At 52.3% G+C, this 26,149-nt stretch carries 20 protein-coding genes; 15 read left to right on the top strand and 5 right to left on the bottom strand.

The features are described from left to right. Position 1 precedes the first annotated feature (1 nt). The 4 genes from mtaB to AB1L42_RS15110 are packed head-to-tail and all read left to right on the top strand — an operon-like array spanning position 2 to position 3,038. On the top strand, positions 2-1,300 hold the full coding sequence (gene mtaB, locus AB1L42_RS15125) for a tRNA (N(6)-L-threonylcarbamoyladenosine(37)-C(2))-methylthiotransferase MtaB (RefSeq protein WP_367057305.1): 1,299 nt from the start codon (positions 2-4) through the stop codon (positions 1,298-1,300). After that, positions 1,297-1,659, top strand: coding sequence for an STAS domain-containing protein (locus AB1L42_RS15120; RefSeq protein WP_367057302.1), 363 nt, complete (start codon positions 1,297-1,299; stop codon positions 1,657-1,659). The genes mtaB and AB1L42_RS15120 overlap by 4 nt, the downstream gene beginning before the upstream one ends. A gap of 6 nt (positions 1,660-1,665) precedes the next feature. Next, positions 1,666-2,376: a thymidylate kinase gene (locus AB1L42_RS15115; protein WP_367057299.1), complete on the top strand. Its 711-nt coding sequence runs from the start codon at positions 1,666-1,668 to the stop codon at positions 2,374-2,376. Beyond that, the gene (locus tag AB1L42_RS15110) at positions 2,376-3,038 is read left to right on the top strand and encodes a lipoate--protein ligase (protein ID WP_367057296.1); all 663 of its coding nucleotides are present in this window, start codon (positions 2,376-2,378) and stop codon (positions 3,036-3,038) included. The genes AB1L42_RS15115 and AB1L42_RS15110 overlap by 1 nt, the downstream gene beginning before the upstream one ends. Positions 3,039-3,106: 68 nt before the next feature. Here AB1L42_RS15110 and AB1L42_RS15105 read toward each other — a convergent pair whose 3' ends face one another. The 4 genes from AB1L42_RS15105 to AB1L42_RS15090 all read right to left on the bottom strand — a co-directional run bounded on the left by AB1L42_RS15105 (position 3,107) and on the right by AB1L42_RS15090 (position 8,347). After that, positions 3,107-4,045 (bottom strand): alkaline phosphatase family protein, encoded by a 939-nt coding sequence (locus tag AB1L42_RS15105; RefSeq protein ID WP_367057292.1) that lies wholly within the window; start codon positions 4,043-4,045, stop codon positions 3,107-3,109. Positions 4,046-4,126: 81 nt separating this feature from the next. Then, complete coding sequence (locus AB1L42_RS15100) at positions 4,127-5,527, bottom strand: sulfatase-like hydrolase/transferase (RefSeq protein WP_367057289.1); 1,401 nt, start codon at positions 5,525-5,527, stop codon at positions 4,127-4,129. Continuing rightward, the gene (locus AB1L42_RS15095; RefSeq protein ID WP_367057286.1) at positions 5,520-7,010 is read right to left on the bottom strand and encodes a tripartite tricarboxylate transporter permease; all 1,491 of its coding nucleotides are present in this window, start codon (positions 7,008-7,010) and stop codon (positions 5,520-5,522) included. Before AB1L42_RS15095 ends, AB1L42_RS15100 begins: the two co-directional genes overlap by 8 nt. 8 nt (positions 7,011-7,018) lie before the next feature. Next, positions 7,019-8,347 (bottom strand): tripartite tricarboxylate transporter substrate binding protein, encoded by a 1,329-nt coding sequence (locus AB1L42_RS15090; protein WP_367057283.1) that lies wholly within the window; start codon positions 8,345-8,347, stop codon positions 7,019-7,021. A gap of 749 nt (positions 8,348-9,096) precedes the next feature. Between AB1L42_RS15090 and AB1L42_RS15085 the strand changes: the two genes are divergently transcribed. From AB1L42_RS15085 to AB1L42_RS15055, 7 genes are all read left to right on the top strand, one after another. Next, the gene (locus tag AB1L42_RS15085) at positions 9,097-9,468 is read left to right on the top strand and encodes a hypothetical protein (protein WP_367057280.1); all 372 of its coding nucleotides are present in this window, start codon (positions 9,097-9,099) and stop codon (positions 9,466-9,468) included. Between the two features lie 305 nt (positions 9,469-9,773). Continuing rightward, positions 9,774-10,151 (top strand): hypothetical protein, encoded by a 378-nt coding sequence (locus AB1L42_RS15080; RefSeq protein WP_367057277.1) that lies wholly within the window; start codon positions 9,774-9,776, stop codon positions 10,149-10,151. 390 nt (positions 10,152-10,541) lie between these two features. Then, positions 10,542-10,937, top strand: a complete 396-nt coding sequence (locus AB1L42_RS15075) for a hypothetical protein (protein WP_367057274.1) — start codon at positions 10,542-10,544, stop codon at positions 10,935-10,937. Between the two features lie 111 nt (positions 10,938-11,048). After that, positions 11,049-12,083, top strand: coding sequence for a Flp pilus assembly protein CpaB (gene cpaB / locus AB1L42_RS15070; RefSeq protein ID WP_367057271.1), 1,035 nt, complete (start codon positions 11,049-11,051; stop codon positions 12,081-12,083). A 90-nt stretch (positions 12,084-12,173) separates the two neighbouring features. Then, positions 12,174-13,550, top strand: a complete 1,377-nt coding sequence (locus AB1L42_RS15065) for a CpaF family protein (RefSeq protein ID WP_367057268.1) — start codon at positions 12,174-12,176, stop codon at positions 13,548-13,550. A gap of 12 nt (positions 13,551-13,562) precedes the next feature. Further along, on the top strand, positions 13,563-14,486 hold the full coding sequence (locus AB1L42_RS15060) for a type II secretion system F family protein (protein WP_367057265.1): 924 nt from the start codon (positions 13,563-13,565) through the stop codon (positions 14,484-14,486). Positions 14,487-14,583: 97 nt separating this feature from the next. Beyond that, complete coding sequence (locus tag AB1L42_RS15055) at positions 14,584-15,537, top strand: type II secretion system F family protein (RefSeq protein WP_367057262.1); 954 nt, start codon at positions 14,584-14,586, stop codon at positions 15,535-15,537. Positions 15,538-15,555: 18 nt separating this feature from the next. On the opposite strand, the gene AB1L42_RS15050 is transcribed toward AB1L42_RS15055, so the two are convergent. Continuing rightward, positions 15,556-16,323 (bottom strand): 3-ketoacyl-ACP reductase, encoded by a 768-nt coding sequence (locus tag AB1L42_RS15050; protein WP_367057259.1) that lies wholly within the window; start codon positions 16,321-16,323, stop codon positions 15,556-15,558. A 341-nt stretch (positions 16,324-16,664) separates the two neighbouring features. Here AB1L42_RS15050 and AB1L42_RS15045 point away from each other — a divergent pair, with 341 nt between their 5' ends. The 4 genes from AB1L42_RS15045 (at position 16,665) to AB1L42_RS15030 (ending at position 25,853) form a co-directional block, all read left to right on the top strand. Further along, a complete protein-coding gene (locus AB1L42_RS15045; RefSeq protein WP_367057256.1) occupies positions 16,665-20,729 on the top strand; it encodes a DUF1553 domain-containing protein in 4,065 nt (1,354 codons plus the stop codon). 18 nt (positions 20,730-20,747) lie between these two features. Then, entirely contained in the window at positions 20,748-22,157 is a 1,410-nt protein-coding gene (locus tag AB1L42_RS15040; protein ID WP_367057253.1) for a DUF1501 domain-containing protein, read from the top strand. A 36-nt stretch (positions 22,158-22,193) separates the two neighbouring features. Further along, entirely contained in the window at positions 22,194-24,560 is a 2,367-nt protein-coding gene (locus AB1L42_RS15035) for a CehA/McbA family metallohydrolase (RefSeq protein WP_367057250.1), read from the top strand. Between the two features lie 204 nt (positions 24,561-24,764). Next, complete coding sequence (locus AB1L42_RS15030; protein WP_367057247.1) at positions 24,765-25,853, top strand: hypothetical protein; 1,089 nt, start codon at positions 24,765-24,767, stop codon at positions 25,851-25,853. Positions 25,854-26,149: the final 296 nt, after the last annotated feature.

Raw genomic sequence — 26,149 nt, 5'->3', positions numbered from 1 at the left:
CGTGAACGCTGTTGAAACTCAAACTTCTAAGACTTGTCGCCTTGTGACACTTGGTTGCAAGGTGAACCAGTACGAGACGCAACTCGTCAAAGAAGCTTTGGAACAGAACGGGTATCGTGAAGCGCTCGAGGACGAGTCTGCCGACTTGTGCTTTGTCAACACGTGCACGGTCACTTCTGAGGGCGATGCAAAATCTCGAAAGGTCATTCGGCAGCTTTCAAGGCAGAATCCCGGAACACGAACAATCGTGATGGGCTGTTATGCCACGCGAGATCCGGAATCTGTTTCAAGTTTGCCCAGCGTCTTCGAAGTTGTCACCGACAAACGCGAACTTCCCGACGTTCTCGACCGGCAGGGGATCTACGACATTCCGGATGGAATCTCTTACTTCGACGGACGCAAGCGGGCGTACGTCAAAGTTCAGGATGGATGTCTCCTCAAATGTACGTACTGCATCATTCCGAGTGTGCGTCCCGGCCTTAGAAGTCGAGATCCAGAATCCATTGCTGATGAAGTCCGACGTCTGGTCGATAACGGCCACAAGGAAATTGTCATCAGTGGAATTCACGTCGGACACTTCGGAGTCGACACGACACGTAAAAAGTCAGGGAAACCGCCGTTCCGATTGTGGCATCTGCTGAAAAAACTCGATGCAATTCCCGGTGACTGGCGAATGAGACTCTCGTCCATTGAAGCCAACGAGATCGACGACGATTTCATAAGCGCATCTGTTGACTGTGAACACCTGTGTCCTCAGTTTCATCCGGCACTTCAAAGCGGATCGGACACTGTCCTCGCAAGAATGCGAAGACGCTACCGCACCGGTCGATTTCTCGACAAACTCGATCAATTTCGGGAAGTCATGCCCGATGTGGCGTTCACAACCGACCTGATTATTGGATTTCCTGGAGAGACAGACGAGGAGTTTCAGGAGACGATCGACGTTTGCCGACGTGCGAAGTTCATGAAGATCCACATCTTTCCGTTCAGTCAACGGAAGGGAACGCCGGCAGCCACCTATCCTGACCAGGTTCCAGCCGAAGTGCGGAAAGCACGCTGCCAGACGTTGAGTCAAATTGAACGTGAACTTGCGATGGACTATTACCAGACGCAAGTTGGCAAGCCACTTCAGGTTCTTGTCGAGAAGCAAGTGGAAGATCGGGAAGGATGGATTCAGGGAACTGACGAACATTACATCCCAGTGACTTTGCGTGGCACAGCTGAGGAAGTCGGAGAGTTCGTCAATTGCACCGGTCAACTTCCACTCACTCATTCTCTTCAAGCAGTGCGAGAATCATGACATTGAACCGCTCCAATTTTTTCGACTGGAAGCAGGACGGAAAAATCCATGTTGTGACTCTGCGCGTTGATATGCTCACCGATGAAGAGAATCTCGAGCAGTTCGATCAGGAACTCTCGTCCATTGTGGAAACTTCCACGCCATGTCATATGGTGTGTGACCTGTCCAGCGTGCGGTATATGTCCAGTTCGGCAATTGGGAAGTTCATTTCGCTGCATCGCAAAATGATGCGTACGAACGGTCAATTGATTTTGTGCGGGCTCCAGTCTGCGGTGAAAGACATTCTCGCGACGAGCCATTTGCTCAAGTATTTTCATGTCACGGACGACACTTCTCAGGCGATTAAGAAGTTGAAGTAGAGACCAATGACAGACGAACGAGGTACGGCGGTCATCGTCGCTGTCGAGGGAATTGACGGTTCCGGAAAAGGGACGCAGGCGAAACGTCTGGCTCAAGCGATGGCAGCCGGGGGAGTCAAAGTCGAACTGATGAGCTTCCCGCGTTACGGGGAGACCTTCTTCGGACGCCGCGTCGGGGACTTTCTGAATGGTCGGTTTGGTGAGTTGTCAGAGCTCGATCCGTTTCTGGTTTCGCTGCTCTACTCAGGTGATCGGTACGAGTCGCGAGAGGTCATTCTCGAAAAGTGCCGATCCGCCGAACTGGTGATCTTCGATCGATACGTCCCGTCGAATATTGCCCATCAGACGGCCAAAGTTGCGGCAAATGAGCGGGCGGAGCTTCGCGAGTGGATCGAGCACATCGAGTACGAGATCTTCCGACTTCCGCGACCAGATCGGGTGATCCTGCTGGACACACCAGTCGATGTGTCTCAGGAATTGATCGATCGGAAAGAGAAGCGAACTTACACCGATCAGGCGAAAGACCTGCAAGAGTCGAATGTGCCGTACATGAAAAAAGTGCGTGATGCCTATCAGACTCTGGCAGCTCTGGACGAGAATTGGTCGTTGATCAATGTCGTCGACGATCATGGATTGCGATCCATGGAGTCGATCGGTGCTGACATTTTTGCGATTGCACAATCCGCTCTCGGTCGCACTGTTGAACAGGTATCCTGATGCTGCCTGCGACTCAATCCCGTCTGGTTCGAGGTGATGCTCAGACTGGCGAGGAGAATATGGCAGTCGACGCCGAAATGTTGAGAGTTGCTGTCGAAGAAGATCTCGCAACTGTTCGAACGTACTTCTGGTCAGAGCCGACTGTTTCACTCGGACACTTTCAAGCTCGAGGACCTGTTTCGCTTCCCGATCAGTTTCGAGACTTGCCGGTCGTGCGTCGATTGTCAGGCGGCGGGGCCATTTTGCATCACCACGAGCTGACCTACTCGATTGCTCTTCCCAAATCACATTCGCTCCGAGAACACCCGACGCAACTTTACGAAATCGCTCACGAAATCATTATTGAGCTCCTCGCGGAGGCTGGAATTAATGCTCGAATGCGTGGAGATGATGCGTTTGAAGATGAATCGTTCTTATGCTTCCTGCGTGGTGACGCTCGCGACATCATCATCGGGAATCACAAAGTCGTTGGGAGCGCGCAGCGGCGCCGACAGGGCGCCATCTTGCAACACGGATCACTTCTGCTCGCTCAATCAAACTTCGCGAAAGAATTGCCAGGAGTCAGCGAATTGACAGGGATCGAAATCCCCGTTGATCGATTTGCAGAGCAGTTCCTGAACAACCTGTGCCACCGGCTGAACCTGATTCCGGAAGAGCTTTAACGAACGCTATGAACTCAGCAGCGAGTTCCAGCAGATAGCCTGAGTTCTGCGATCGAGTTTTGTATTCGCTACTTCAATCCGCGTGCTTGACCGTCGAGTTCCCATTCGGGATCAATTTTGACTCCGACATGAGTCAACACCGTCACCGGGACGTCGACGAGGTAGGTCTGCTCCTCAATTTTTCCGACTTTTGCCGGTTGTCCGCTGACGATCAGGAAAGTCGTTCGAATCTCGTCGATGCTGTGGCCACCTCCATGTCCCAGCCCTTGGCCTCCATGATCGGTAGAGATCACGACCAGCCAGTCTTCTGCATCGAAGTTCGGACGCGATCGCATCGCACGAATCATCAGGCCAACCTGGGCATCCACACGTTCGATCGCGGTCGTGTACGCGCTGACTGACGGATGAAACCCGTAACGATGTCCGGTTTCGTCTACCGCTCCCAGATACGCCATGACGACATGACAGTCATCTTCGCGAAGAGTCTTCACGGCGTCGCGAGTGACTTCGCGATCCTGTTTGGTGTATTCCTCGTGTCCATGCGCAGGGTAAACCTTGTGGACATCCGCATCGGAAACGATGTGTTCATCGATCGGGCTCCAGTCGACAAACGAGTGAGTTTTAGCTTGAGGAAACTGAACTTTCACGTAGTGGAAAAAATGCGGGTACTCCGTGTAATTCTTCCCGGTGAATGAGTTGTCGTGAACCCCGTGTTTGTCTGCCCAGACGCCAGTCAGGAAGCTGGACCAGCCTGGCCCGCTGATCGTGTCGTTCTCCTGATATCTTTCACCAAGTATCTGGGTGTTTTCGGTAAACGCGCCACTCTCGATGAGTGCATCGATGTGAGGTGTTTTGGCAGCTTTGAGTGCGTCAGCGCGAAGCCCATCGATGCCGATTAACAATGCACGTCGAGTTGGGACTTGGTCGTCTGCTGAAAGTACAGCGGGGAGAACGATCGTCGCAATAAGAAAAACGCTCAACAGGTATCGGAGGAGAGGCTTCGTCATGTTCGTTTGGTCTTCAATCGATTGAATTGGAAGTCATGGAGTGATGCTGCTAGCGCTCGCACCAAAATTTTGGTTTCAGTTCTACATGGGGGCGATTCTCTCGGATCCGACATCCGTTGTCAGGCAGACGTGGGAATTGAAGCTTTCGAGAATCAGTCGATTCTTAATTTCTGCATGAGCAGATTCATCCCACAGGTTGCGGAATTCCCACGGGTCGGCTTCGAGGTCATAGAGTTCGCCGAGGTTTTGGTCGTGGTAAACGCATAACTTATAGTGCTCTGTCCGATACATTGTTGCCATGGACCCGGTTCCATGTGTGAAGTGCGGATCAAGAGCTTCGAAATATTCGCAACGCACAGAATCGCGATGATGATCGCTGGGAGTTGATCCCTCAAGAATCGGGCGCAGCGACTTCCCCTGAAGCGTGGAAGGGGTCGGCGTATGAGTGTAATCGAGCAGAGTCGCGGTCAGATCGAGGAGTTCAACAAGCCCGTGGCTTTGAAGTCCCGCTTGAATTTGGCCCGGCCATGAGAAGATGAGAGGCACCCGGACCAGACCCTCGTAGAATCGACAGCCTTTGTACATCAAGCCGTGATCGCCGAGCGATTCGCCATGATCACTGGTGAAAACGACCAATGTGTTTTCGAGTTGGCCGGTCGTCTCAAGCTGTTTCAAAATTCGACTCAACTGGTCGTCGATTTGAGCAATCATGGCATAGTAGTCGGCCTGTTTTTGCTTTGCCTTATGTTCCTCTGGTGAACGGACTTCGTCCTGAAAATCGACGCCACTGAGAAGTCGCTGTTGATCAAGGTCAGAGTCCTGAAAATACGGACCCGGCATCTGTTCCGGATCGAAGCGATCTGCGTAAGCTCTAGGAGGGATGAATGGTGGGTGCGGATCGTAAACGTTGATGTTGAGAAGCCATGGGGTGGTGGGAGTCTGCTGATTGAGAAATTCAAAGGCCATATCGCTGGCCCACTTGGTTTGATGCAACTCCGGCGGCACACGATCCGGGCTGTTGCGGAGTTGATCGAGGTCGGCATCCTGGTCGCGGACCCAATCGGCATAGTCATGACCTGTCGGCCAGTCATCGCGTGGAGCGTGGCTGAACTTCCAGAAGTTAAACCCGTCGTCGAGGCGAGGTTCAGTTCGATGTCCTGAACTCTGCAAGTGAAACTTGCCAATCATTCCACAGCTGTAACCGTTGTCTGCAATTAACTTTGAAATGAGAGGAGTCGATTCCGGAAACGAACGGTTTCCGTTTCGGGTGTTGTGAACTCGAGACGGATACATGCCTGTCATCAGGCTCGATCTGCTGGGTGTGCAGATTGGACTTTGACAAAAAGCATGAGTGAAAGCAGTTCCCGAATTGACAAGTGAGTCAATCGTCGGTGTTTGGACGAACTCGTTACCGAGGGCTCCGATGGTGTCAAATCGCTGCTGGTCCGTGCAGTACCAGAGGATGTTGGGGCGTTCAGTCATCTTGGGATTTTGCCTGAAGTTGATGGCCGCGATAATGCTGGTACATGGTAAACACGAGAAGAGCAATCGTCAGGGTAGTCAGCGTCCCAGCGATCGGTCGAGTGAGCAGCGGCCACCAGTCTCCGTTCGTCTGCATTAGGCCTTCGCTGAGATGCTCCTCTCCAATCGGAGCGAGCACGAATCCAATGACGAACGGAGCGAGTGGGATTTTTGAGCGTTCCATGAAGAATCCGATCACGCCGAATCCCAGCATCACCCAGACATCGAACATTCGGTTCGCGAGCGCATACGACCCGATCACGCAGAACGTGAGAATTGTTGGAATCAGGAGTTGCTTTGGAAGACTCGCCAACTTGGCCAGCCAACCGATTGAAAATGTCATCAGGCCAAACATCAGCAAATTCGAGAAGAGCATCGTCCACATGATAATGTGAACAACTTCTGGATTTTGTTCCATTAGCAGCGGGCCCGGTTGCAGTCCGTGAATGACAAGAGCACCGAGTAATATTGCGTCGATGACGCTTCCAGGAATTCCCATTGCGATGAGAGGGATGAGCGCTCCGCCGACGGTTGCGTTGTTGGCAGCTTCCGATGCGATGATGCCTTCTTCGGTGCCGGTTCCGAATTTTTCTGGATGAGAAGACTGACTCTTGGCAACCGAGTAAGCCACCACAGAACCGATGTTCGCTCCAATGCCTGGCAGGATTCCGATGAACGTTCCGATGAGGGAAGATCGCAACAGATTCACACGATTGGTGAACCAGTCGGAGATATTCAGTGATATTCGGTTCGAGTGAAGAATCGATGCTGCCTGCCCGCGATTCAAATTCCAGGCCTCACTGAGAACTTGATTCACAGCGAACAAACCAATCAAAACAGGCAGCAGCTTTAGCCCGTCGTTCAACTCGTGGAACCCGAGTGTCCATCTCGGCTGTCCGGTCGCTGCCGAGGCTCCCGGCATGGCGGCGAGAAGTCCGAGTGTACCAGAGAGAAGCCCATTGATGAGCGACTCTCCGCTCACTGAAACAATGAGAATCAACGCCATCATCACGAGTGCGAAGAAGTCGAAGGGGCCAAACTGGAGGGAAAGTTTTGCCAGTGGGGCGGAGAGAATCACGAGGAATCCCCAACTCACAAGACCTCCCACGAGAGAAGCCATTACTCCCAGCCCCAACGCGCGGCCCGACTTGCCTTGCAGAGCCAGCGGATAGCCGTCGAGGGTGGTCATCATCGACGCGGGGGTTCCCGGAATGCGCAGAAGCGTGGCAGTGACAAGCCCTCCGGAAACTGTTCCGACATACATCGAAATCAGCAGGACGAGTGCCATCTCGCCGGACATTCCGAAAGTCAATGGGAGCGATAACGCGATCAGCATTGCTCCCGTGAGACCGGGAATCGCGCCGACAATGACTCCCAGAGAAGTTCCCAGGAACATCAGCAGAAGAGCTTCAAGGCTAAAGAGTGTTGCGAGCGAATCCAGCATGTCGCCTTCTATGGTAAATCGATGACGAAAACTCGAGTGAAGATCAAATGCAGACTCACGCTCAGAAACAGAGCCAAAACACCATTCATCACCAGCATTTTCTTAGTCGTAGGATTGAGTCCCAACCCAATGAAAACGATAAAGGCCAAAGTGCAGGGAATGTAGCTGATCACGTTTATTCCGAGCGCAACCACATAGACGACGGTGGTGAGTAACGTCAGTGCTGCATTTCGCCATGACATGAAGTTGTTTTGTGGAGAATTGGTTGAGGGGGCTTCAGAAGTCCGACCGAACCCGATCGTATTCTGTGTCAGAGCGAGAATTGCGAAGACAGATACGGTTCCGGCAATCCAGCGCGGAAAGTCAGGAAGTTCGATTGTCGGACGGACGGAGACAGACGCGATCAGTTCGCTTCTCGTTTTCAGTTCTTGTTCGAGTTCATTTCCCGAGAGGAATACCGGGTCGGTCTTGAGTTGGGCCAGTCGTTCCCGGACGTGTTCACTCTGCATCGCCTTCTCGAGTGCTTCGGAAATAGTTGCCATGCGATCAGGCGGAGCACCAATCGGGGCCCACCAGAAAATCATGTTGGTGTTAACAACATCGAAGCCCTGTTCGCGGGCCGTCGGGACGTCCTTCGCTTCCGGATGTCGCGACTTTCCAAGCAGTGCCAGTGCTTTCAATCCCGAGGGACGAAATTGAATGTACTCGGCAAGGGAAAAGGCGGAGACATCCGTGTGACCACCGTGGAGTCCGGCGAAACGTTTTGCTCCATCACCGGTTTGTGAATAGCGAAATCTGGCGCCCGGAGTCGTTTTCTCAAGCATCAGTCCGGCGTATTGGCTAGGAGCTCCGATGTTCGAAGCGAAGACAACTTCATCGGGTCTATCTGCGACGTCTTTCATAAGTTCCTGAAGAGATTCGTACGGGGAGTTTTCACCGACCCCGATGATCATGATCGACTCTCCAGTGGCAGCGATCGGTGTGAAAGCTTCCGGCCCGTAATTGGCAACTCCTGAATACTTCGATGTTAGAATTCCGTCATGAAGCTGCATGATGGTGTAGCCATCAGGACGTGCGTTTTTGACTCGGCGTGATCCAATCGTTCCTCCAGCACCAGGAACATTGATGATGACGATCGGTTCAGGAAGCAGTTCCTGTTCGTCGATCGCCTGTTGAATGATTCGAGCAAACGTGTCGCTGCCACCTCCTGCAGAAAATGGAACGATGACTTTGATCGCCTTTTGCGGAAACTCTCGCTCTTGGGAGTTACCCGTCAACGCGTTCTCTGAACATCCGCAAGAGAGGAAGAGGAAAAGTCCGACCAGAAAAGATCTCACCAACTGCACACTGTGCCGCATAGGAGCGAGATGTTGAGACTTTGTAATGCGAGTGCCGTCAACATACGGGTGTCGATTCCTCGCAGGAGATGTTTCCGCGCGATGTCGTATTCCCTCCAAATCGTCACTCCTGTCGTGCTGCAGAATTCATCTAGAGCCTGTTGCCGATGCTTCCAAACTTCGTTGAACAGTTTTCATCCTGTTCGTTCGGCGCGTTAGTGTGGAATGGCAAGACCATTCGGAACGGTCAACTCTGGAAGGCATTGTGACAACCTGCCGGCGAAGTCACAATCTTGCATCGAGCATGATTGATGCTTTCTTTTGAACGAGGTTAGTCGGCGAGTGAATTGCCTTTGGGGCGTCGCCATCCAAACTGCGCTGATCGTTACGGAGCGATTCAAAGTGACAATCGCTACGGTGAGACGTCGATTGTTCAGGACGTGCGGGCTGCTTCAGTTAACACAACTAAGTGCAGCGTTCGGAATCTACACGACGCGCGGAATACAACTCTGTTCCAATGGTTGTCAGTCTCTGATTTGCATGTTTCCACGCGATAACAACGACACGCGTGGATTTTCAGACTTAGATCATGTTGCCGGAAGAATTCCTCAAGACGCTGCACTCTTGGACGTTTGGCATAAGTCGTGCAAGAGACCCTCCTCCCAGCGAGATGAGTTCTTCAGTGGCAATCAACGATGCTCGGGGAATCGTCCCCAACTCATTCTTGTGAATCGTAAAAGGACAAAAAAATGCTACGCACCCTGATGAATGACGAAGCGGGATTCGTCGTCTCAACCGAACTCGTTCTGGTTGCGACAATCCTCGTGATCGGAATGATCGTCGGACAGACGACTCTCCGCGATCAAGTTGTGACTGAACTTGCCGACGTTGCCGACGCTGTTTCTGCTCTCGACCAGAGCTACGCGTTCAGCGACATCACTGGCCACGCTTCGTTCACTGCTGGAACAAACTTTGACGACGCAGCTGATTTCTGCGATCAGTCAGACAACGGACAACAGGGACTAGCCAACAGCGGAACTTGTGTTTTGATCGACGGTGGAATTGACGCTGCGGGAACTCAAAGCGTTCTCCCAGGTGTTGGCGATTCTGCTGGTCCGTAATGACCGTTGATGTGATGGCTGGATAATGTTGCTCCGCAGAGCAAATGGATCCGTACACAATTACGGAAAGCGATGACGAGTCAGTACTCGTCATCGCTGAATCCATTTGAGATATGTAGAGAGCATTGGAGTGGGCAACGATTGAGAATGAGGGCTGGCTGCGAAAGTTTCCCTTCGTTGTTTGTTACAAATGACGCTCGGAGGGTGTTTGTACGGAATGATTTTCGCAGACCGATACTGGCTGATGTTTACAACAAGACTCGGGCCGAATTACAAGCAGTGTCTTAAGTCTTCAGAGGTAGAAAATGTTGGTTTCCCTAATTGACGATGAAGCTGGGTTCGTTGTCTCCACGGAACTCGTTCTTGTCGCAACAATTCTCGTTCTCGGCCTGATCGTTGGGCAAACCACGTTGCGTGACCAGGTGGTGACTGAGTTGGCTGACGTTGCTGACTCTGTCTCAGCATTAGATCAGAGCTACGCGACCAGTGATCTCACCGGTCATTCTTCACAAACCGCTGGCACAAATTTTGACGATACAGCAGACTTTTGCGATCTTACGGACAGCGGTGCTCAGAGTGTCGGCCTCAATGAAAACGGAACCTGCATCCTTATCGACCGAGGAGACGATTCCGCAGGGTTGATTTCCCCAGTCGTTCGCACAGATTCCGTTGGCAAGCCGTAAGCTCTTCTTTGTCTCTTTTGCGAAGCTGTCTGTTCTGCAATGACAGTCTTCTCAACAATCATCCGTTGCTGGCGTTAGGCATCGCCGGCAGCGATTGCTGGATGCCGAATCTCTTCTGTTCGCTTGCTGGCGAATTGGCATCAATGAAATCCGTACGCTCGAAGTAATGTTGCAGAGATTACAACTCTGATATTGCCAAATTCCGGCACAACATTTGTATCACTCAGAGCGTCCCTTGTCGTGAGAGTAGGTTGCTCTCCGACGCATAAGCATGGCTTCTTAATACAAACGATTTACTCATCCTGTTGGTTAATTGGCTGCACAGATTGAGGGAGTCTAAGTCCATGCGGTGCGGGTACATTGTTCGATCATGCTTGAGTGGATTCTTCAATGCTTCGCCAGTTGCTCACTGATCAGCGCGGAATGGTTCATTCTCTCGACTATCTCTTTTTGACGTGTGTGATCGCAATTGGCGGAGTGGTCGGAGTGGTTGCTTTCCGCGATCAGTTGGCTCAAGAAGCAGTCGATGTTGGAACGGCGATTGACGTCCTTGATCAGTCGTTTGTTTATGTCGTTCCGGGAGAAGGTTATGACCCAGATGTTCCATTTAATCCCGAGAATCCGCAGGGATACAAGGTGTCCTCTTATGTGAATACGAGTGACATTCCAGCCAATCAGAGTGCAATCGATCGAAATCAACTGCAATTTCAATCGTTCGAGCGACTGGGGTTCTTTGCTGAGTCGAAGACCGTAGTGAAGTCTAAGCCGAAGTCAGACAGTCGTTAGAGCGAACCGCTGTCAATTGGACTGTTGAAATTGTGTGTCGACGAAATCGAAGAACATAACAATTAGTGTGAGACGTGCCGCCGTGATCTCAATTCATAATCGGAGTGTCGGATGAATCGTGTGAGTTCGGGAACGATGACGGTTGTCGTCTTCGCAATCCTTGTAGGGTTGGGAGGGGCATTTCTGGTTCGTCAACAACTGAAACAGCCGGAACTCCCTCCACTTACGGAGTTGAAGACCGAGCCGCCGAAGGAGCGGATCATTGTTCCGGTTGCGGGGATTGACCTGAAAAAGGGACGAACATTGTCGCTTCACGACATTGTGATTCACAGCTTCACTCCAGAGCAGTATGCCAAGTCGCCGTATTCTGGCAGCCAATTCATGCGAGATACTCGGCAACTGTTCGGGCGGACGCTCAACGAAGATCTTCCGAAGGGCAGCCTCTTCCTGCCTGATAACTTTTATCCAGAAGGATTTGGTCCCGGTGTTGCCGATCGTTTACAGCCTGGTTTCCGAGCGGTAACGGTTCCCATTGAAAATGTCGGAGCGGTTCACGGGTTTGCCGCTCCAGGTTCGGTCGTTGATGTTTTGTTTCGTTCCGAGCCGGAAGGAGAACGTCCTGAGGTTACGATGACTCTGCTGGAGGGTGTTGAAGTTCTGGCATTGAATCGCAACGTGCTGGCTGGGCAACGAGTCGACGTTGATTCGCAGGGGACAGTCACGCTTTCCGTGACTCCGCCACAAGCGAAAGTCTTGAAGGTCGTCGAGGGAAGAGGGGAATTGACACTGACACTACGGAATCCCAGCGACCTGCCGGATTCGCAGGGACAGAACATCGCCCGAATCGGTCAGTCGAAAGCAGATTTTTCGGGGGCGGATTCGTCGATGTTGATCTCGGTCAACGGTGTTCTCCATGACGCAGGAGAAAGAATCACATTGGACGACTTGATTGGCGTTCCGACGAAACCAGTTAAGAAACAAATGCAGATTTACATGGCGGGGGCCAAAGAGGTTGTCGAGTTTCAACAGTCGTCGTCTCCCAAACCAATGATCACTCAACAGCCAGGACGCGTGTCGACACCCGTTGCTCGCGGACTTCGCGCTCCACAAGTACAGGGTGGAGTGGAGCCGAATGTTGTGCGCTGAGCAGTTACGGGGTCGATTAGAGTCTTGTGTCGACACTCTTTAGTTTGCAAGCAATTGAGTGTGGAAGCCAAGGTTTAAAAGGATTGCGGAATGTTGCTGACATCATCAACGGAACAAACGTTTCAATTCGGGGCTAATAGCTTCGAAGCGGTCGATGAAACCGAACTGGCATTCCAGCAGCTGAAGATCCGTATTCATGAACGGCTCATTGATGAATTAGATCTGTCGATGCTCGCTCATGTTTCTCAGGAAGATTTGGCAGATGAAGTCCGGGCAATCTCACGAGACCTGCTGCGTGAGGATGGGGCGAAGCTTTCCGAAGCTGATGATGAGCGGATGCTGCAAGAGCTGTTCGATGAAGTCTTCGGCCTCGGCCCGCTTGAACGTTTAATGCGAGACGACTCCGTCAATGACATTTTGGTCAACCATCAACATGAAGTTTATGTTGAGTGTCGAGGACGGATGGAATTGACCAACGTTGTCTTCGCTGACGAGAAGCATTTGATTCGGATCATTCAACGGATTGTTTCGCGTGTCGGTCGCCGAATCGATGAAGTGAATCCGATGGTCGATGCGAGGCTGCCGGATGGTTCACGAATTAACGCAGTCATCCCGCCGATGTCTCTGAATGGGCCAACCCTTTCGATTCGCCGCTTCGGACGAAACCCGCTCAAGGTGGCTGATCTCGTCGACAATCAAACTGTCGTCTCGGAGGTCGTCGAATTTCTGGCAGCAGCGATTGATGCGCGTATCAGCTTTCTGATTTCCGGAGGGACAGGTGCCGGTAAAACGACGTTCTTGAATGCCCTGACACAATACATTCCGAGTGATGAGCGAATCATCACCATTGAAGACTCTGCGGAACTTCGATTGCAGCACCGACATGTAGTCCGAATGGAAACACGCCCAGAGAACAACGAAGGTGTTGGGGAAATCAGTCAACGAATGCTCGTTCGCAACAGCCTGCGAATGCGACCCGATCGAATCATCGTCGGTGAGGTTCGCGGACCTGAAGCCCTGGACATGTTGCAGGCGATGAATACCGGTCACGAAGGATCTCTGACGACGATTCATGCGAACGATGCTCGAGACTCGCTCAGCCGTCTCGAAATGATGGTCGCGATGAGTGGATATGAACTCTCGATTCCCGTAATTCGACAATACATCAAATCGGGGCTGACACTGGTTGTTCATCTTGCACGTCTGAAAGGAGGTGTGAGGAGAGTGATGCAGGTCTCTGAAATTACAGGACTGAAGGATGGGGAGTTTGTCCTCGAAGACATTTTTGGATTCCAGCAAACCGGAGTCGACGAGAACGGTGTTGCTCGTGGTGAATATTACTTCACAGGTTATCGTCCCAAGTGCCTCTCAAGGTTGGAGGCAGCGGGAGTTCACTTGGCTGAAGACCTGTTTCAGCAACGCCGAATGACTGCCAATCAAATCAGACATTCAGATTCTGGAAGGTGAGAAGAGAATCGAATGGGAAGTGCAGAACTCACATTTGTGGCATTCGGTTCGTTGTCCATGGTCGCGACTGCGTTTGGGCTGTTGATGAAGGATCTCATCTTCGGTAGCGACGCTCTGCGGGCGTCGAAGCGCTCTCTGCGACGCAGAAGAAACGGATACGAGCGTGCTATTGATGCTTCGATTGCAGGCAAGCTCAATCACGGATTCGATCGACTGGTCTTAGAAACCGGTCTGGAAATCAGTCCCTGGACGGGATTTCTGATGGTCGTTGCCAGTGGATTGATCCTCGGCGGAGGGACATGGGTGGCCACCGACAACGAACTGTTCAGCTGCGGTGCAGGAATGATTGGAATGGTGGTTCCGATCGGTGTTTTTGTATTCAAGCGTCGCCAGCGAATGATCGAAATTCGACAACAGCTTCCCTCAGTGATTGACATGGTGGCTCGGTCAACACGTTCAGGGCGAAGCGTCGAGCAGGCACTGACTCTCGTCGCTGAAGAGACCGATGGCATCCTGTCGAAGGAAATCGAAAGAGTCGTTCAGCAACTGGGAGTTGGGGCGGCTCTTGATCGAACACTCAAGCGTATGGCAGTGCGTCTGCCTGTCATCGAAGCGAGAATCTTCACCACGACGCTCATCGTTCAACGCCGATCGGGAGGTCATCTTTCCAGTACTCTCGAACGACTGGCAACCGTGATTCGCGAACGAACAGCCGCACAGAATCAGGTTCGTGTCACGACAAGCGCTGGGCGGATGTCGTCGATGATCATCGCTGCGATGGCACCCATTGCTCTGTGTGCTGTGATGGTTTTGAATCCCGCCCACGTCCAGGTGTTCTTTGAAGACCCACTCGGAAAAACTCTTCTCGCAGCAGCGATTGCCCTGGAGATTGTTGGAATCCTGTGGATCGTGATGCTGATTCGCGAAGATGGTTAACTTTCAAAAGTGTAAGTCCGGGGCCTGACTCAACCCGGATGTCGAAATGATCACCAGTGATCAAGACGAGTCACGAAGCCAAGAGTGTGAGTGAATTATGTCTTCACAAGACCTTTCAATATTCATTGGGTTTGCGAGTTCCACCCTGCTCGTTCTGATCGCGGGAATGACCGTCCTGCGAGCACGATCGCGTGTGAGGAACATTTCGGAGGTAAAACCACGATTGGAAGTTGCTCGCCCGAACTTTCTTCGCAGGTCAATGGCTGGTGCGATTCCGGGCATCGGCAGTGAGTATGATCTGTTGGAGCGTGATCTGAAACGGGCCGGCTTCTACAGTTCATACGCGCTGATCGAGTATCTCTCAGCGCGAAATACAATTGTCGTTCTTCTGCTGATCGTCGGGGGAGTCTTGGCAATCGCTGCTCCTCCAACGACTCCGCTTCCCAAGACCGTTCTCTTCATCACGCTCATCGCAGTCTCGATTGCGTACGTTATTCCACGCGTGATCATCAATCGACAAGCGGGGTTGCGACTGGCTCGTATTCAGAAGGGGTTGCCGGATGCTTTGGACATCGTGCGGATGTGTTTAAGTGGCGGGCTCGGGCTGCGCGAATCTCTCTATCAGGTGTCGCGGGAAATTGAGTTCTTTCATCCTGATCTCGCAGTGGAACTGGAAGTTGTGCGTCGACATGCGGACGCTGCCACGATGACGAAGGCACTCAAAGAATTCGCCAATCGAGTCGACGCAGACGATGTCAAAACACTGGCGACGCTTTTAAGTCAATCAGAGAAAACGGGGACGCACGTTGCGACAGCAGTGACTGAATTTGCAGATGGAATTCGCCGCCAGTCTCGACAACGTTCTGAGGAGAGAGCGAATCAAACAACGATCAAGATGTTGTTTCCCGTGGTCATTTGCCTAGCTCCACCGATATTGATTCTCCTTCTCGGACCGCCGATGCTTGAGATGAGAACGTTCTTCCGCGATGCGCATAAGTCAGGCGGGCTTCTCGATAGTCGTTCGCTGACGGAAGACGCTGGCGGGAATTAGTCGAGATTGACAGACCGATTACAAGCTTGTGATCGTCATTCCACCGTCGATCTTGAGAACCTGCCCAGTCGCATAGGGAATCTGTCCGTCGACAAGTGATCGGACAGCGAGACCGATATCCGACGGGTCACCCCAGCGGCGGTCCAGTGTCAAACCCTCTTCGATCAGCTTGTCGTATTTCTCTGTCACTGCAGATGTCATATCGCTTTTGATGACGCCCGGGCGAACTTCGTAGACATCGATCCCGAACTCAGCAAGACGGGTTGCCCAAAGCTTAGTGCACATGCCCAGAGCTGCTTTCGTCAAGCAATAGTCTCCCCGATTGACGGATACAAATTCGGCAGAGATCGACGAGACGAAAATGACGCTTCCGCGAACGGACGAATCTGATTGAGATTCAATGATCAAGGGGGCAGCGAGCTTCGTGAGAAAGAATGGCCCTTTCAGGTTGACTCCAACGACGGTATCGAATGCTTCCTCATCAGCTTCTAGGATGTCTTTCCGACCCGGTGACGTGATCCCGGCATTGTTGATCAGTGCATCGAGTCGCCCAAAACGTTCTCGTGTTGTGTCGATCAGTCGTGAACGATCTTCCGACAGTCCGATGTTGGCAGCACAATAATCAATCCGCTCCGGTTCAATGTCGAGTTGTTTGATGACGTCGCTCACCTGATCAGCTGGGCGGACACCATTCAACATGAGTGACCAGCCAGCTTCGATGAGTGACTTGGCGATTCCGAGGCCAATTCCGCGTGCACCGCCGGTAATCAGAGCAACTTTCGACATCCGTAAATTCTTTCCTTGAAGGGTGATTCTTGGACACAAGACCACAAGTTTTGTCGACGCGACAATTTCGGTCAACTGCTTGCAATTTTCTACGGTAGTGAATTTCGGATCAGCAGTTCTCAATGCATCGAAAAATCGGTATCCTAAAAAACGCATCTTTTCAAACGGTGACTTGATGGGTCGCGCGAGTGAATCGTCCGGGGCCTTTCCTGCTCGGTTCACACGGGTGGACTTCAAATGATCCCAAACCTTGCGAATCGAACTGACTTTCAGAACCCACCATCGATTCCAACACCGTTCCAAGACGCCCTCCCTCCAGACCAGAGCCTGTTGAGATAACCGTGTCAGTACAGGAATTGTCGATGTTGCTGCTGCGAAGATTTGCCCTGTTGGCTGTGATGACATGTTCGGTCGCGGTTGCTGCAGAACCGGAGATTCCATCCGATCAACTAGAATTCTTCGAAACACGAATTCGACCGGTTTTGGTCGAACGCTGTTACGGATGCCATAACAGCCAGGATACTGCCGAAGGCGATTTGATCCTCGATCACCGATCCCGTTTTCTGAAGGGTGGGCAATCGGGCAAGGCATTGAATTTGAAAGACCCGCACGCAAGTCTCCTGCTGCGCGTGATGCGGCATGAGATTGAAGGTTTCGAAATGCCGCTGGGTGAAGATCCGCTCGATGAGTCAGTGATTGCAGACTTCGAAAAGTGGATCGCCATGGGAGCCCCCGATCCGCGAGCGAGTCCTCCGGCCGGTTCAAATTTAGCGAATGTTGAAACCTGGGAAAGCCAGTTTCAGGATCGGATGACCTGGTGGAGCTTTCGTCCACTCAGTCCAGTAGCCCCTCCGCTTGCCGATGATTCTGACGTCGAACGAAATCCCATTGATCGATTCATTGATGCGAAGTTAGACGAAGCTGGCTTAAGTGCCGCACCTCGTGCAACTCAACGAGAATTGGTCCGCAGGTTGAGTCTCGTCATTCGAGGAGTCATTCCAACCGTCGAAGAGACGGAAACATTCATCGCTGATGAGAGTCCTGAGGCTTATGAAAAACTCGTTGACCGGTGGTTGAATTCACGCGAGTTCGGAGAGCACTGGGCGCGTCACTGGATGGACGTCATTCGATATGCAGAGTCGCACGGAAGCGAAGGCGATCCTGCAATTCCTTATGCATGGAAGTATCGCGACTATCTCATTCAATCGCTCAATGGCGATGTTCCGTATGATCAACTTGTCCGTGAACATGTGGCGGGGGACTTGCTTGAAAATCCTCGGATTGATCCCGAGACGCAAGTCAATCAGTCAGCGATTGGCACAGCTCACTGGCGGATGTGCTTTCATGGATTTGCACCGACGGATGCCCTCGATGAGAAGGTGAAATTCGTCGACGATCAGATCAATGTTTTCTCCAAAGCATTCATGGGACTCACGGTCTCGTGCGCTCGTTGCCACAACCACAAATTCGATCCGATTAGTCAGGAAGACTACTACGCTCTGTTCGGAATCATTGGTTCGCCAAGGCCGGGAATCCTCGATGCAAATTCCGAGGAGCTGCAAAACCGGAATCGCGAGGAGTTAATAAAACTCAAGCAAGACGTTCGATCGGAACAGGCAAAAGTCTGGATGGAGCGAGCGGAATCCTTCGACGAAGTTGCCAACGAATTCATTGAACAAGCGACGAGCGATACAGACGTTTTCTATCCACTCAAACTTTCAGCGAGTGAAGGGGAATCGAAGAAAGAAGATTGGCAGAAGCTGCTGCAAGCTGCCTCCGTAGCGAATGATCGCGCTTCCCACTCCGAAAGCAATGACGAATTCTATGCCCACTGGGATCTGAGGAATCCGGAGTCGACCTCGGAGTGGTTTTCATATGGGAACGGAACTGCCGATGGAGTGACCCAAGCTGGCGACTTTTCACTTCTTGAATCAATCACCAGCGACGCTCCGTTGCTCAATACCGGAGTTTATTCTCACGGGCTCTCGACGAAACACCGTGCGACATTGATGTCACCAAAGCTGCACCTTGATGGGAAGCACGAAGTGTGGGTTCGTGTTCAAGGCTCCGGAGACGCGATGCTGCGGTATTCCGTTCATCACTATCCACGCAACGGAACGGTGTATCCAGTTTCATCATTGAAAAACGGAAAGCCGCAATGGATTCGATACGATGCAAGCTACTGGGACGGCGATGACATTCACATCGAGCTGACAACGGCAGCCGACTCGCCGGTGCTTGCTAAACCTGTCGACCGATCATGGTTTGGAGTCCAGGAAGTTCTCGTTGCTCCAACAGGCAGCTTCACCCCTCCACCTACATCAACACCAGCTGCCGTTCTCTTGTCTCTCATCGGCCCCGAAGTCAGCTTCGAAGCATCGGTACTGAAGCATCAGATTGCGGCAGTCATTCGACAAGCTGTCGAAGACTGGGGGCAAGGCAGGTGTTCCGACAAGCAAGTCGACCTCCTCAACAACCTTGTTTCGAACGGCTTTCTGACAAAGCTGGGAACTGGTTCGGAGCGTCTGCAGACGTTGGTCTCCGAGTATCGTTCGCTTGAGGAAGAAGTTCCGTTGCCCGATCGAATTCCTGGACAGCTGGATGCCGATTCAACCGATCAGGCGCTCTTCATTCGCGGACAACATCGACATCCAGGAAGTGTGGTCGAGCGGAGGTTCCTCGAGTGTGTCGACTCGAGCCCGTACGAATACACAAACAGTAACGGAACAAGTGGACGCCGGCAGCTTGCAGAAGATCTCATTCGCGAAGACAACCCCTTAACCCGGCGAGTGATCGTCAACCGCATCTGGCACTACACGTTCGGTGCAGGTCTTGTTCGAACAGTCGATAACTTCGGGTTGCTGGGCGAAGAGCCATCGCATCCCGAGTTACTGGACTATCTCGCGAATCGTTTCGCCGAACAGGGGTGGTCGATTAAACGAATGATTCGCGAACTCGTGCTGACGGAGACATGGCAGCGTTCCAGCGAAGGAACAGCCAAAGCCAAGGAAATCGATCCCGAGAATCGGCTATTGTCACATGCTTCGATTCGGCGAATGACTGGTGAAATGCTTCGTGATTCAATTCTGATGGCTTCCGGGCAACTCGATCAGACGTCGTTTGGCCCGCCGGATAAAGTCGGCGGAAAGTCGAAACGAAGAAGCATCTATCTCTCGGTCATTCGTAACGATATGGATCCGTTTTTGACAACGTTTAACATGCCGGTTCCATTTGCAACACAGGGACGCCGAGACATTACAAATGTCCCAGCCCAATCTTTGACACTCTTAAACGATCCGTTTGTTCTTCAAGCAGCTCAAGTTTTAGGAACATCGACAAAGCATTTGGAAGATGAAGAACGCATTCAACATTTGATGAGTTCTGTTCTCGGCCGTCCCGCCGATTCTGGAGAACTGAGTGCAGCGAGTCAGTTCATTGCAGAGCTTCGAGCGTTCTATCAACAGCAATCGGTAAAACGTGAACGGCTAATGACTCAGTTGGACGAGCACAAGAGTCACTTGGAGAATCTGGAAAACCTCGCAAAAAACAGAGTGTTGGGCACTCGCAACAACGGCAGTGAAGCCAAACTCCAATTGCCGTCGCTCGTCGCAGAGTGGAATTTTGACCATGACTTCAATGACTCGTCGGGGCGCCTGCACGGAACCGCTCATGGGGGCTGCCGAATCGAGGGCGGTGCTCTCGTTCTTGATGGAAGCGGATATGTTTCGACCGGACCGCTAGAACGAAACCTACGTGCGAAGTCGTTTGAAGTCATTGTTCAATTGTCAAATCTGGAACAACGTGGCGGCGGAGTGATGTCCGTGCAAACCGTGTCTGGTGTTCACTTCGATTCAATTGTTTTCGGCGAACAGGAACCGCGACACTGGTTGGCGGGGTCAAATACATTTGAAAGAACGAGCAGTCTGCAGGGGCCAGCAGAAGATGAAGCGATGAAAAATCCGGTTCATCTTGTCATGACCTATGAAGACGATGGGACCATCAGTTGTTATCGCAACGGAGTTCTCTATGGAACGCCATATAAGAAGTCAGAGCTGCGACCCTTTAAAGGGGGAGGTAGCCAGATACTGTTCGGTTTGCGACATGGCCCTCCGTTGGGAAATCGATTTCTGACTGGTCGCATTGAGCTGGCACGACTTTACGAATCGGCATTGAGTGCGGAAGAAGTTCAAGCACTCGCCAGCGAAGATTCAACGTTTGTTTCAGCGGAAGAACTTTCGGCAGCGATGACTCCGGAAGAGCGAAAGCAGGCTGAAGAGTATCGCGAGCTCATTGATGAGCTTGGCGAGCAGCTTTCGGTGCTCGGTGCAGTGAAGTCAGAGCAGGATGCCTGGGCAGATTTTGCTCACGGGTTATTGAATCTCAAAGAGTTTATTTACATACGATAAGTACGATAAGAAAGTGAAATGATCACTCAACACTTTTCACGACGGCGGATGCTCCAGTCGACATCGTGCGGATTCGGTTGGTTAGCGCTGTCGCATCTCGCACGTTCGGTCTCCGCTGAATCGCAAGCAGCGAATCGTCTTCCTGCCTGCGCGAAGAATGTCATTCTTTGCTACATGTCGGGAGGTGTCTCTCACATTGACTCCTTCGATCCTAAACCCCGACTCGAACGAGAAGCGGGAAAGCCAATGCCGGTGAAGGTTGAACGGACACAGTTCAACAACAACGGCAACATCTTTCCCAGTCCTTTCTCATTTAAGCAGTGGGGCGAGAGCGGAATTCCGATCAGCTCGATGTTTCCGCACATCGCAGAGTCTGCGGATGACCTCGCAATCATTCGATCGATGACGACTCCTGTGAATGAGCATGCTCAGGGGAACTTTGCGTTCCACACCGGTTTTCCATTCATCGGTCACCCAAGTGCGGGAGCGTGGATCAACTATGGACTTGGAACCGAGAACGAAAACATTCCCGGTTACGTTGTCTTGAGAAGTGGTCAGTCCGGAGTTCCACACGGCGGAGTTGGTCAGTGGAGCAGCGGTTACCTCCCGGCCGAACACCAGGCTTCGGTTGTCGATCTCGACTCGGACGAACCCGTGCCGAATATTCAGCCTCGGGAACTCGATGACGTTCAACGTCGACGCATGGCATTGATTGCTGAATTCGATGGTAAGTTCTCCGGCCGAGTTCAACACAACTCGCAAGTTGAAGCAGCCATTCGCAACTACGAAACGGCTTATCGCATGCAGACTGCCGTTCCCGAACTCTGTGATCTGTCCCAGGAATCCGATTCCATTCACGATCTTTATGGCACACGTTCTGCGAACTCGCAAACTGCAGGCTATGCCCGGCAGTGTCTGTTGGCGAGACGGCTTGTCGAGCGCGGAGTCCGATTTGTCGAGTTGACGTGTCTGCCTCAAGTTCCCGGAGGAAGTCAGGCGGCGAATCCGTGGGATCAGCATGGAGGGCTTGAGGAGGGGCATCGCAGGATGGCTGAACAAGTCGACCAGCCGATTGGCGGTCTGCTGAAGGATCTCAAATCTCGCGGTTTGCTGGACTCAACGCTTGTCATCTGGGCAGGCGAGTTCGGAAGAACGCCGTTTTCGCAGGGTAGCAATGGACGGGATCACAATCCCTTCGGGTTCAGTGTCTGGATGGCAGGCGGCGGAATTCGTGGAGGTGTTGTTCATGGAGCGACCGACGACTACGGCTATCACGTCGTGGAACACAAGCAAACGTTTTATGATTTATGGGCGACAGTGCTACATCAACTTGGGGTCGACCATGAGCAACTGACTTTTCGCTACAGCGGCAGAGACATGCGCCTGACAGATGTGCATGGAAACGTCATTCAAAGCGTTGTCAGTTGACGAACTCAGAATCGGAAACCGTCGGGAGATAGATTCATGTTTCGAGGATTAGTCATCACGTGCTGTGTCTTGGGTTCGGTTTCCGTGGCGTTCAGTCAGGACTTCCCGGAAGTCGTACGCGTTGAGCGTCAACCATTGATTGAAGCGACGAAACGTCTGGTCGAGACACTGGACTTCATCGGCGAACCACTTTCCGCCGAAGAGAAGCAGGCTCTCAGTGCAGCTTTTGAGTTAGAAACCGATCGAGAAGTGACCGAAGCGATTCAGGATGTGCTGGACCCGCACTGTCTCGCTGGAGTGCATATTAATGCGGAGAGTCGTGTCAAAGTTTCAGAGGGGCCCTGCCCGAAGGAATTGATGGAGCACGGCTGGCGGTCGTTTCTGGTCAAAGTTCACAACGAGGCTGGAATCAATCCGAAACTGGCGATTGAAAGCCCGAATGCCCTCGCCGTCTACGAGCGAGGCCGCGGAGCGCGACAGCGTCCCAAGACCGATCAGGATCTGATCGATCGCCCCGAAGTCGAGCGGAGATTTCTCGATGTCTCGATGTACGATTCGCAGCCGATGCGGGGAAGGCTCTCTGGATTGGAACTCGAATATCGAATCGCGCAGCTGTACTCGCGGGATACCGGGAAGCGGGAAGCTCAGATTTCATTTCATGTCGGTCAGGGAACACAGGACATTGGCTTCCGCAACTCCGTCCCAATTTTGTTTGAGTGTCAACCAGCAGTTGAAGTGACGCTTGGAATTCTCGATCACGATGGTTCTCCAACCATGGCAGCTCTCGTCATCCGGGATCGATTCGGCCGTGTATATCCGAATCCTTCAAAACGACTCGCTCCAGACTTTTTCTTTCACGAGCAGGTCTACCGACAAGATGGCGAAACCGTTCGCCTCCCACCGGGGGACTACACCGTGGCGATCTCACGTGGCCCGGAGTACGAAGTCGAACGGACAAGTTTCACCGTCTCCGCATCTCCAAACCAGAGAGTTCCATTCCAGCTGACACGTTGGATTCATCCCGCCAAGAAGGGATGGATTTCGGGCGATCATCACGTTCATGCTGCCGGGTGTGCTCACTATGACAGCCCGACGGAAGGTGTTGGACCGGAAGATATGATGCGGCACATTCTGGGCGAAGACTTGAACGTGGGGTGCGTTCTCAGCTGGGGACCATGCTGGTACACGCAGAAAGAATACTTTGAAGGGGCCACTCACGAACTTTCAACAGAGAAGTATCTGATGCGGTACGACGTGGAAGTCAGTGGTTTTCCGTCTTCTCACGCCGGGCATCTGTGTCTTCTTCGCCTGATTGAAGACGACTACCCCGGGACAACACTGATCGAAGAATGGCCCAGCTGGACGCTTCCGGTTCTCAAATGGGGAAAAGAACAAGGAGGTGTCGTCGGATATAGCCACTCAGGTTGGGGACTTGCCCTTCCCGATGTTGGCCCAAATGGTCAACGCCTAAGGTCAGGGGCGAATCAACAGGTTCAGGGAAGTGCTGTCGCGACACTGCCCGACTATGAAATCCCTCCCTTTGATGGAATTGGAGCCAACGAATACATCGTCACAGCTGCTCATGGGGTGTGTGACTTTATCTCGGCGGTTGACACTCCGGCGATCTGGGAACTCAATATCTGGTACCACACGTTGAATTGCGGGTTGCGTTCTCGCATCAGCGGAGAAACCGACTTCCCCTGCATTTACGGGGACCGAGTTGGGCTCGGTAGAATTTACGTCAAACAAGATGGCGACGGCCCAGTCAATTTCGATACCTGGATTCAGGGAGTGAAAGATGGAAGAAGCTACTGCGGAGACGGTCTCAGTCATCTGATGAACTTCCGCGTCAATGATGTGGCTGTCGGAGAACCGGGAACTTCCGGCGAGATCAGTCAACTTGAACTCAAAGAAGCTGGCCTTGTCACCGTCCAATGTGAGGTTGCTGCTCTGCTTGAATCAGAACCATCAACGACCGCTCAATTGATACGCCAGCGTCGACTGGATCAGAAACCGTACTGGCACATCGAGAGGTGTCGTGTCGGCGCTACTCGAAAAGTTCCGGTTGAACTCATCGTGAATGGACAGGTCGCTGAGCGTGTCGAAATTGAGGCTGATGGCGAAATCAATGATCTGAAGTTCGAAACACAGCTCGATCAGTCCAGCTGGGTTGCAGTGCGGATTCTTCCGTCCTGCCACACGAATCCAGTTTTCGTCGAAGTCGACGGGAAGCCGATTCGAGCGAGCCGCCGCAGCGCTGAATGGTGTCGAGACAGTGTCGACGTCTGCTGGAAGTCCAAATCGCCGATGATTCGTGAATCCGAACGAGCAGAAGCTGAGAAGGCGTACGATCAGGCTCGTGAATACTATTCCCAGGTCTTGTCGGAAGCGGTGACCGACTGAAACGTAGCTGGGGGTGACTCCACAGGAGAGGGCGCTGTGGCCGCTTCACGTAAGGTCACTTTTCCGCGAGTTGCGAAGTGTCCTGTTGAAGTGCTCGCGACGAAAGAAGCGATAAACGTCGCCAGTTGAACATGCGTTCGGGCTGAGATACGATTAGGGACTGACGAATCGTCAGTCTTATCACAGTTCATTGATGTGTCCCGGATGCCGCAACGAATCGATCTCGACGGAATCACCTCGTACGAGGATGTTGTGCGCGCTGCGGTCGCTGAACTGGAAGCAGGACGACTCATCGCGGTGCCGGATGAAGTTGGAGTCCTTGTTCTGGGGAAACCGGAGCAAGCCGCCGCCGGGGAGTCGCTGGGGCAATTGACCGCTCAGATGCCAGCGGGGATCCCGTTTGTTGCGTTGGCCGATGCAAGTTCGGCTGATGATTGCGTGCAGACTTCTTCCACAACATTTGAAAAGCTCTCGCGAAGATGCTGGCCGGGGCCGGTCATTCTGCAGGTGGGAAGCGAAGAACCCGAACGTCTGACGAAGAACTGGAACGAAACACACGTTGCCTGGGGTTTGAGCAAACATGGTCGGGCATTGTGTGTTCCTGGGAACTCGTTCTGCCGTTTTTTGCTCGAGAGTGGGACCAGTCCTGCACTGGGCTTGTTGATCCCGGGCAGTCACAAACTTCCTGAAGACGTGCACAGCGTGAGTGTTGCAATCGAGTCTTCGGAACCGAGATATCCCGAGGGACCGACAGTCGCAGCCGTTAAAGACGGTCAGTTCGAAGTCATCCGCTCAGGAGCAGTCAGTCAGCGAGTGTTAGATCGTATGAACGGTGAAGTCTATCTTTTCGTCTGTACCGGAAATACCTGTCGCAGCCCAATGGCGGAGGGGCTGTTTCGAAAGATGCTTGCGGAGCAGTTGAAGTGTCAGGAAGATGAGCTTTTGGATCGCGGATATGCTGTCGTTTCAGCAGGTTTATCAGCATACCCCGGAGCCCCAGCGGCCCCGGAGGCAATTGAATTGCTTAAAGAAGCGGGAGTCGATCTGAGCTCACATGAGAGTCAGCCGGTCACTGAGGAACTGCTATTCCACAGCGACCATATTCTGGCCATGACTCGTCATCATCTCGAAGCAATCTTGGGTGCTTTCCCCGAATTGGAAGGAAAGGCACGATTGTTGTCACACGAAAAGCGGGATGTCTCCGATCCAATCGGAGGAGGACCCGAAGAGTACTCTCGGTGTCGTTCCGAGATTGAGAGTTGTTTACAAAATCTACTGTCGACGCCCAGCTAGTGATGTTTCATCTCTGGCTGGCGACGAATCACAAGAACAAATGCAGCCCCTCATCGGATGTCACGAATTCAGGGGACTGACGAGTCACCATCAAAATGGTTTAAAACAAAAGTTGAACTGATTTTCCAGAATTTTCACACGCCATCAGACGGCGATGTCAGTTTTGTTCGCAGAGATGAGTGTCGAAAGAGCATTCTTGTTGGGACTCATTTGCGTTTTAGATCGCTCGGTTGTGTCAAGTTGTCGACAGCATTTGACGAGGAGTGATCGCACTGGAATTCAGTGATCAGATCTGA

It is taken from the genome of Thalassoglobus sp. JC818, assembly GCF_040717535.1.
Classification (GTDB): domain Bacteria; phylum Planctomycetota; class Planctomycetia; order Planctomycetales; family Planctomycetaceae; genus Thalassoglobus.
Note: the sequence above shows the minus strand (reverse complement) of the source record. Positions and strands in the feature narration are given on the sequence as shown.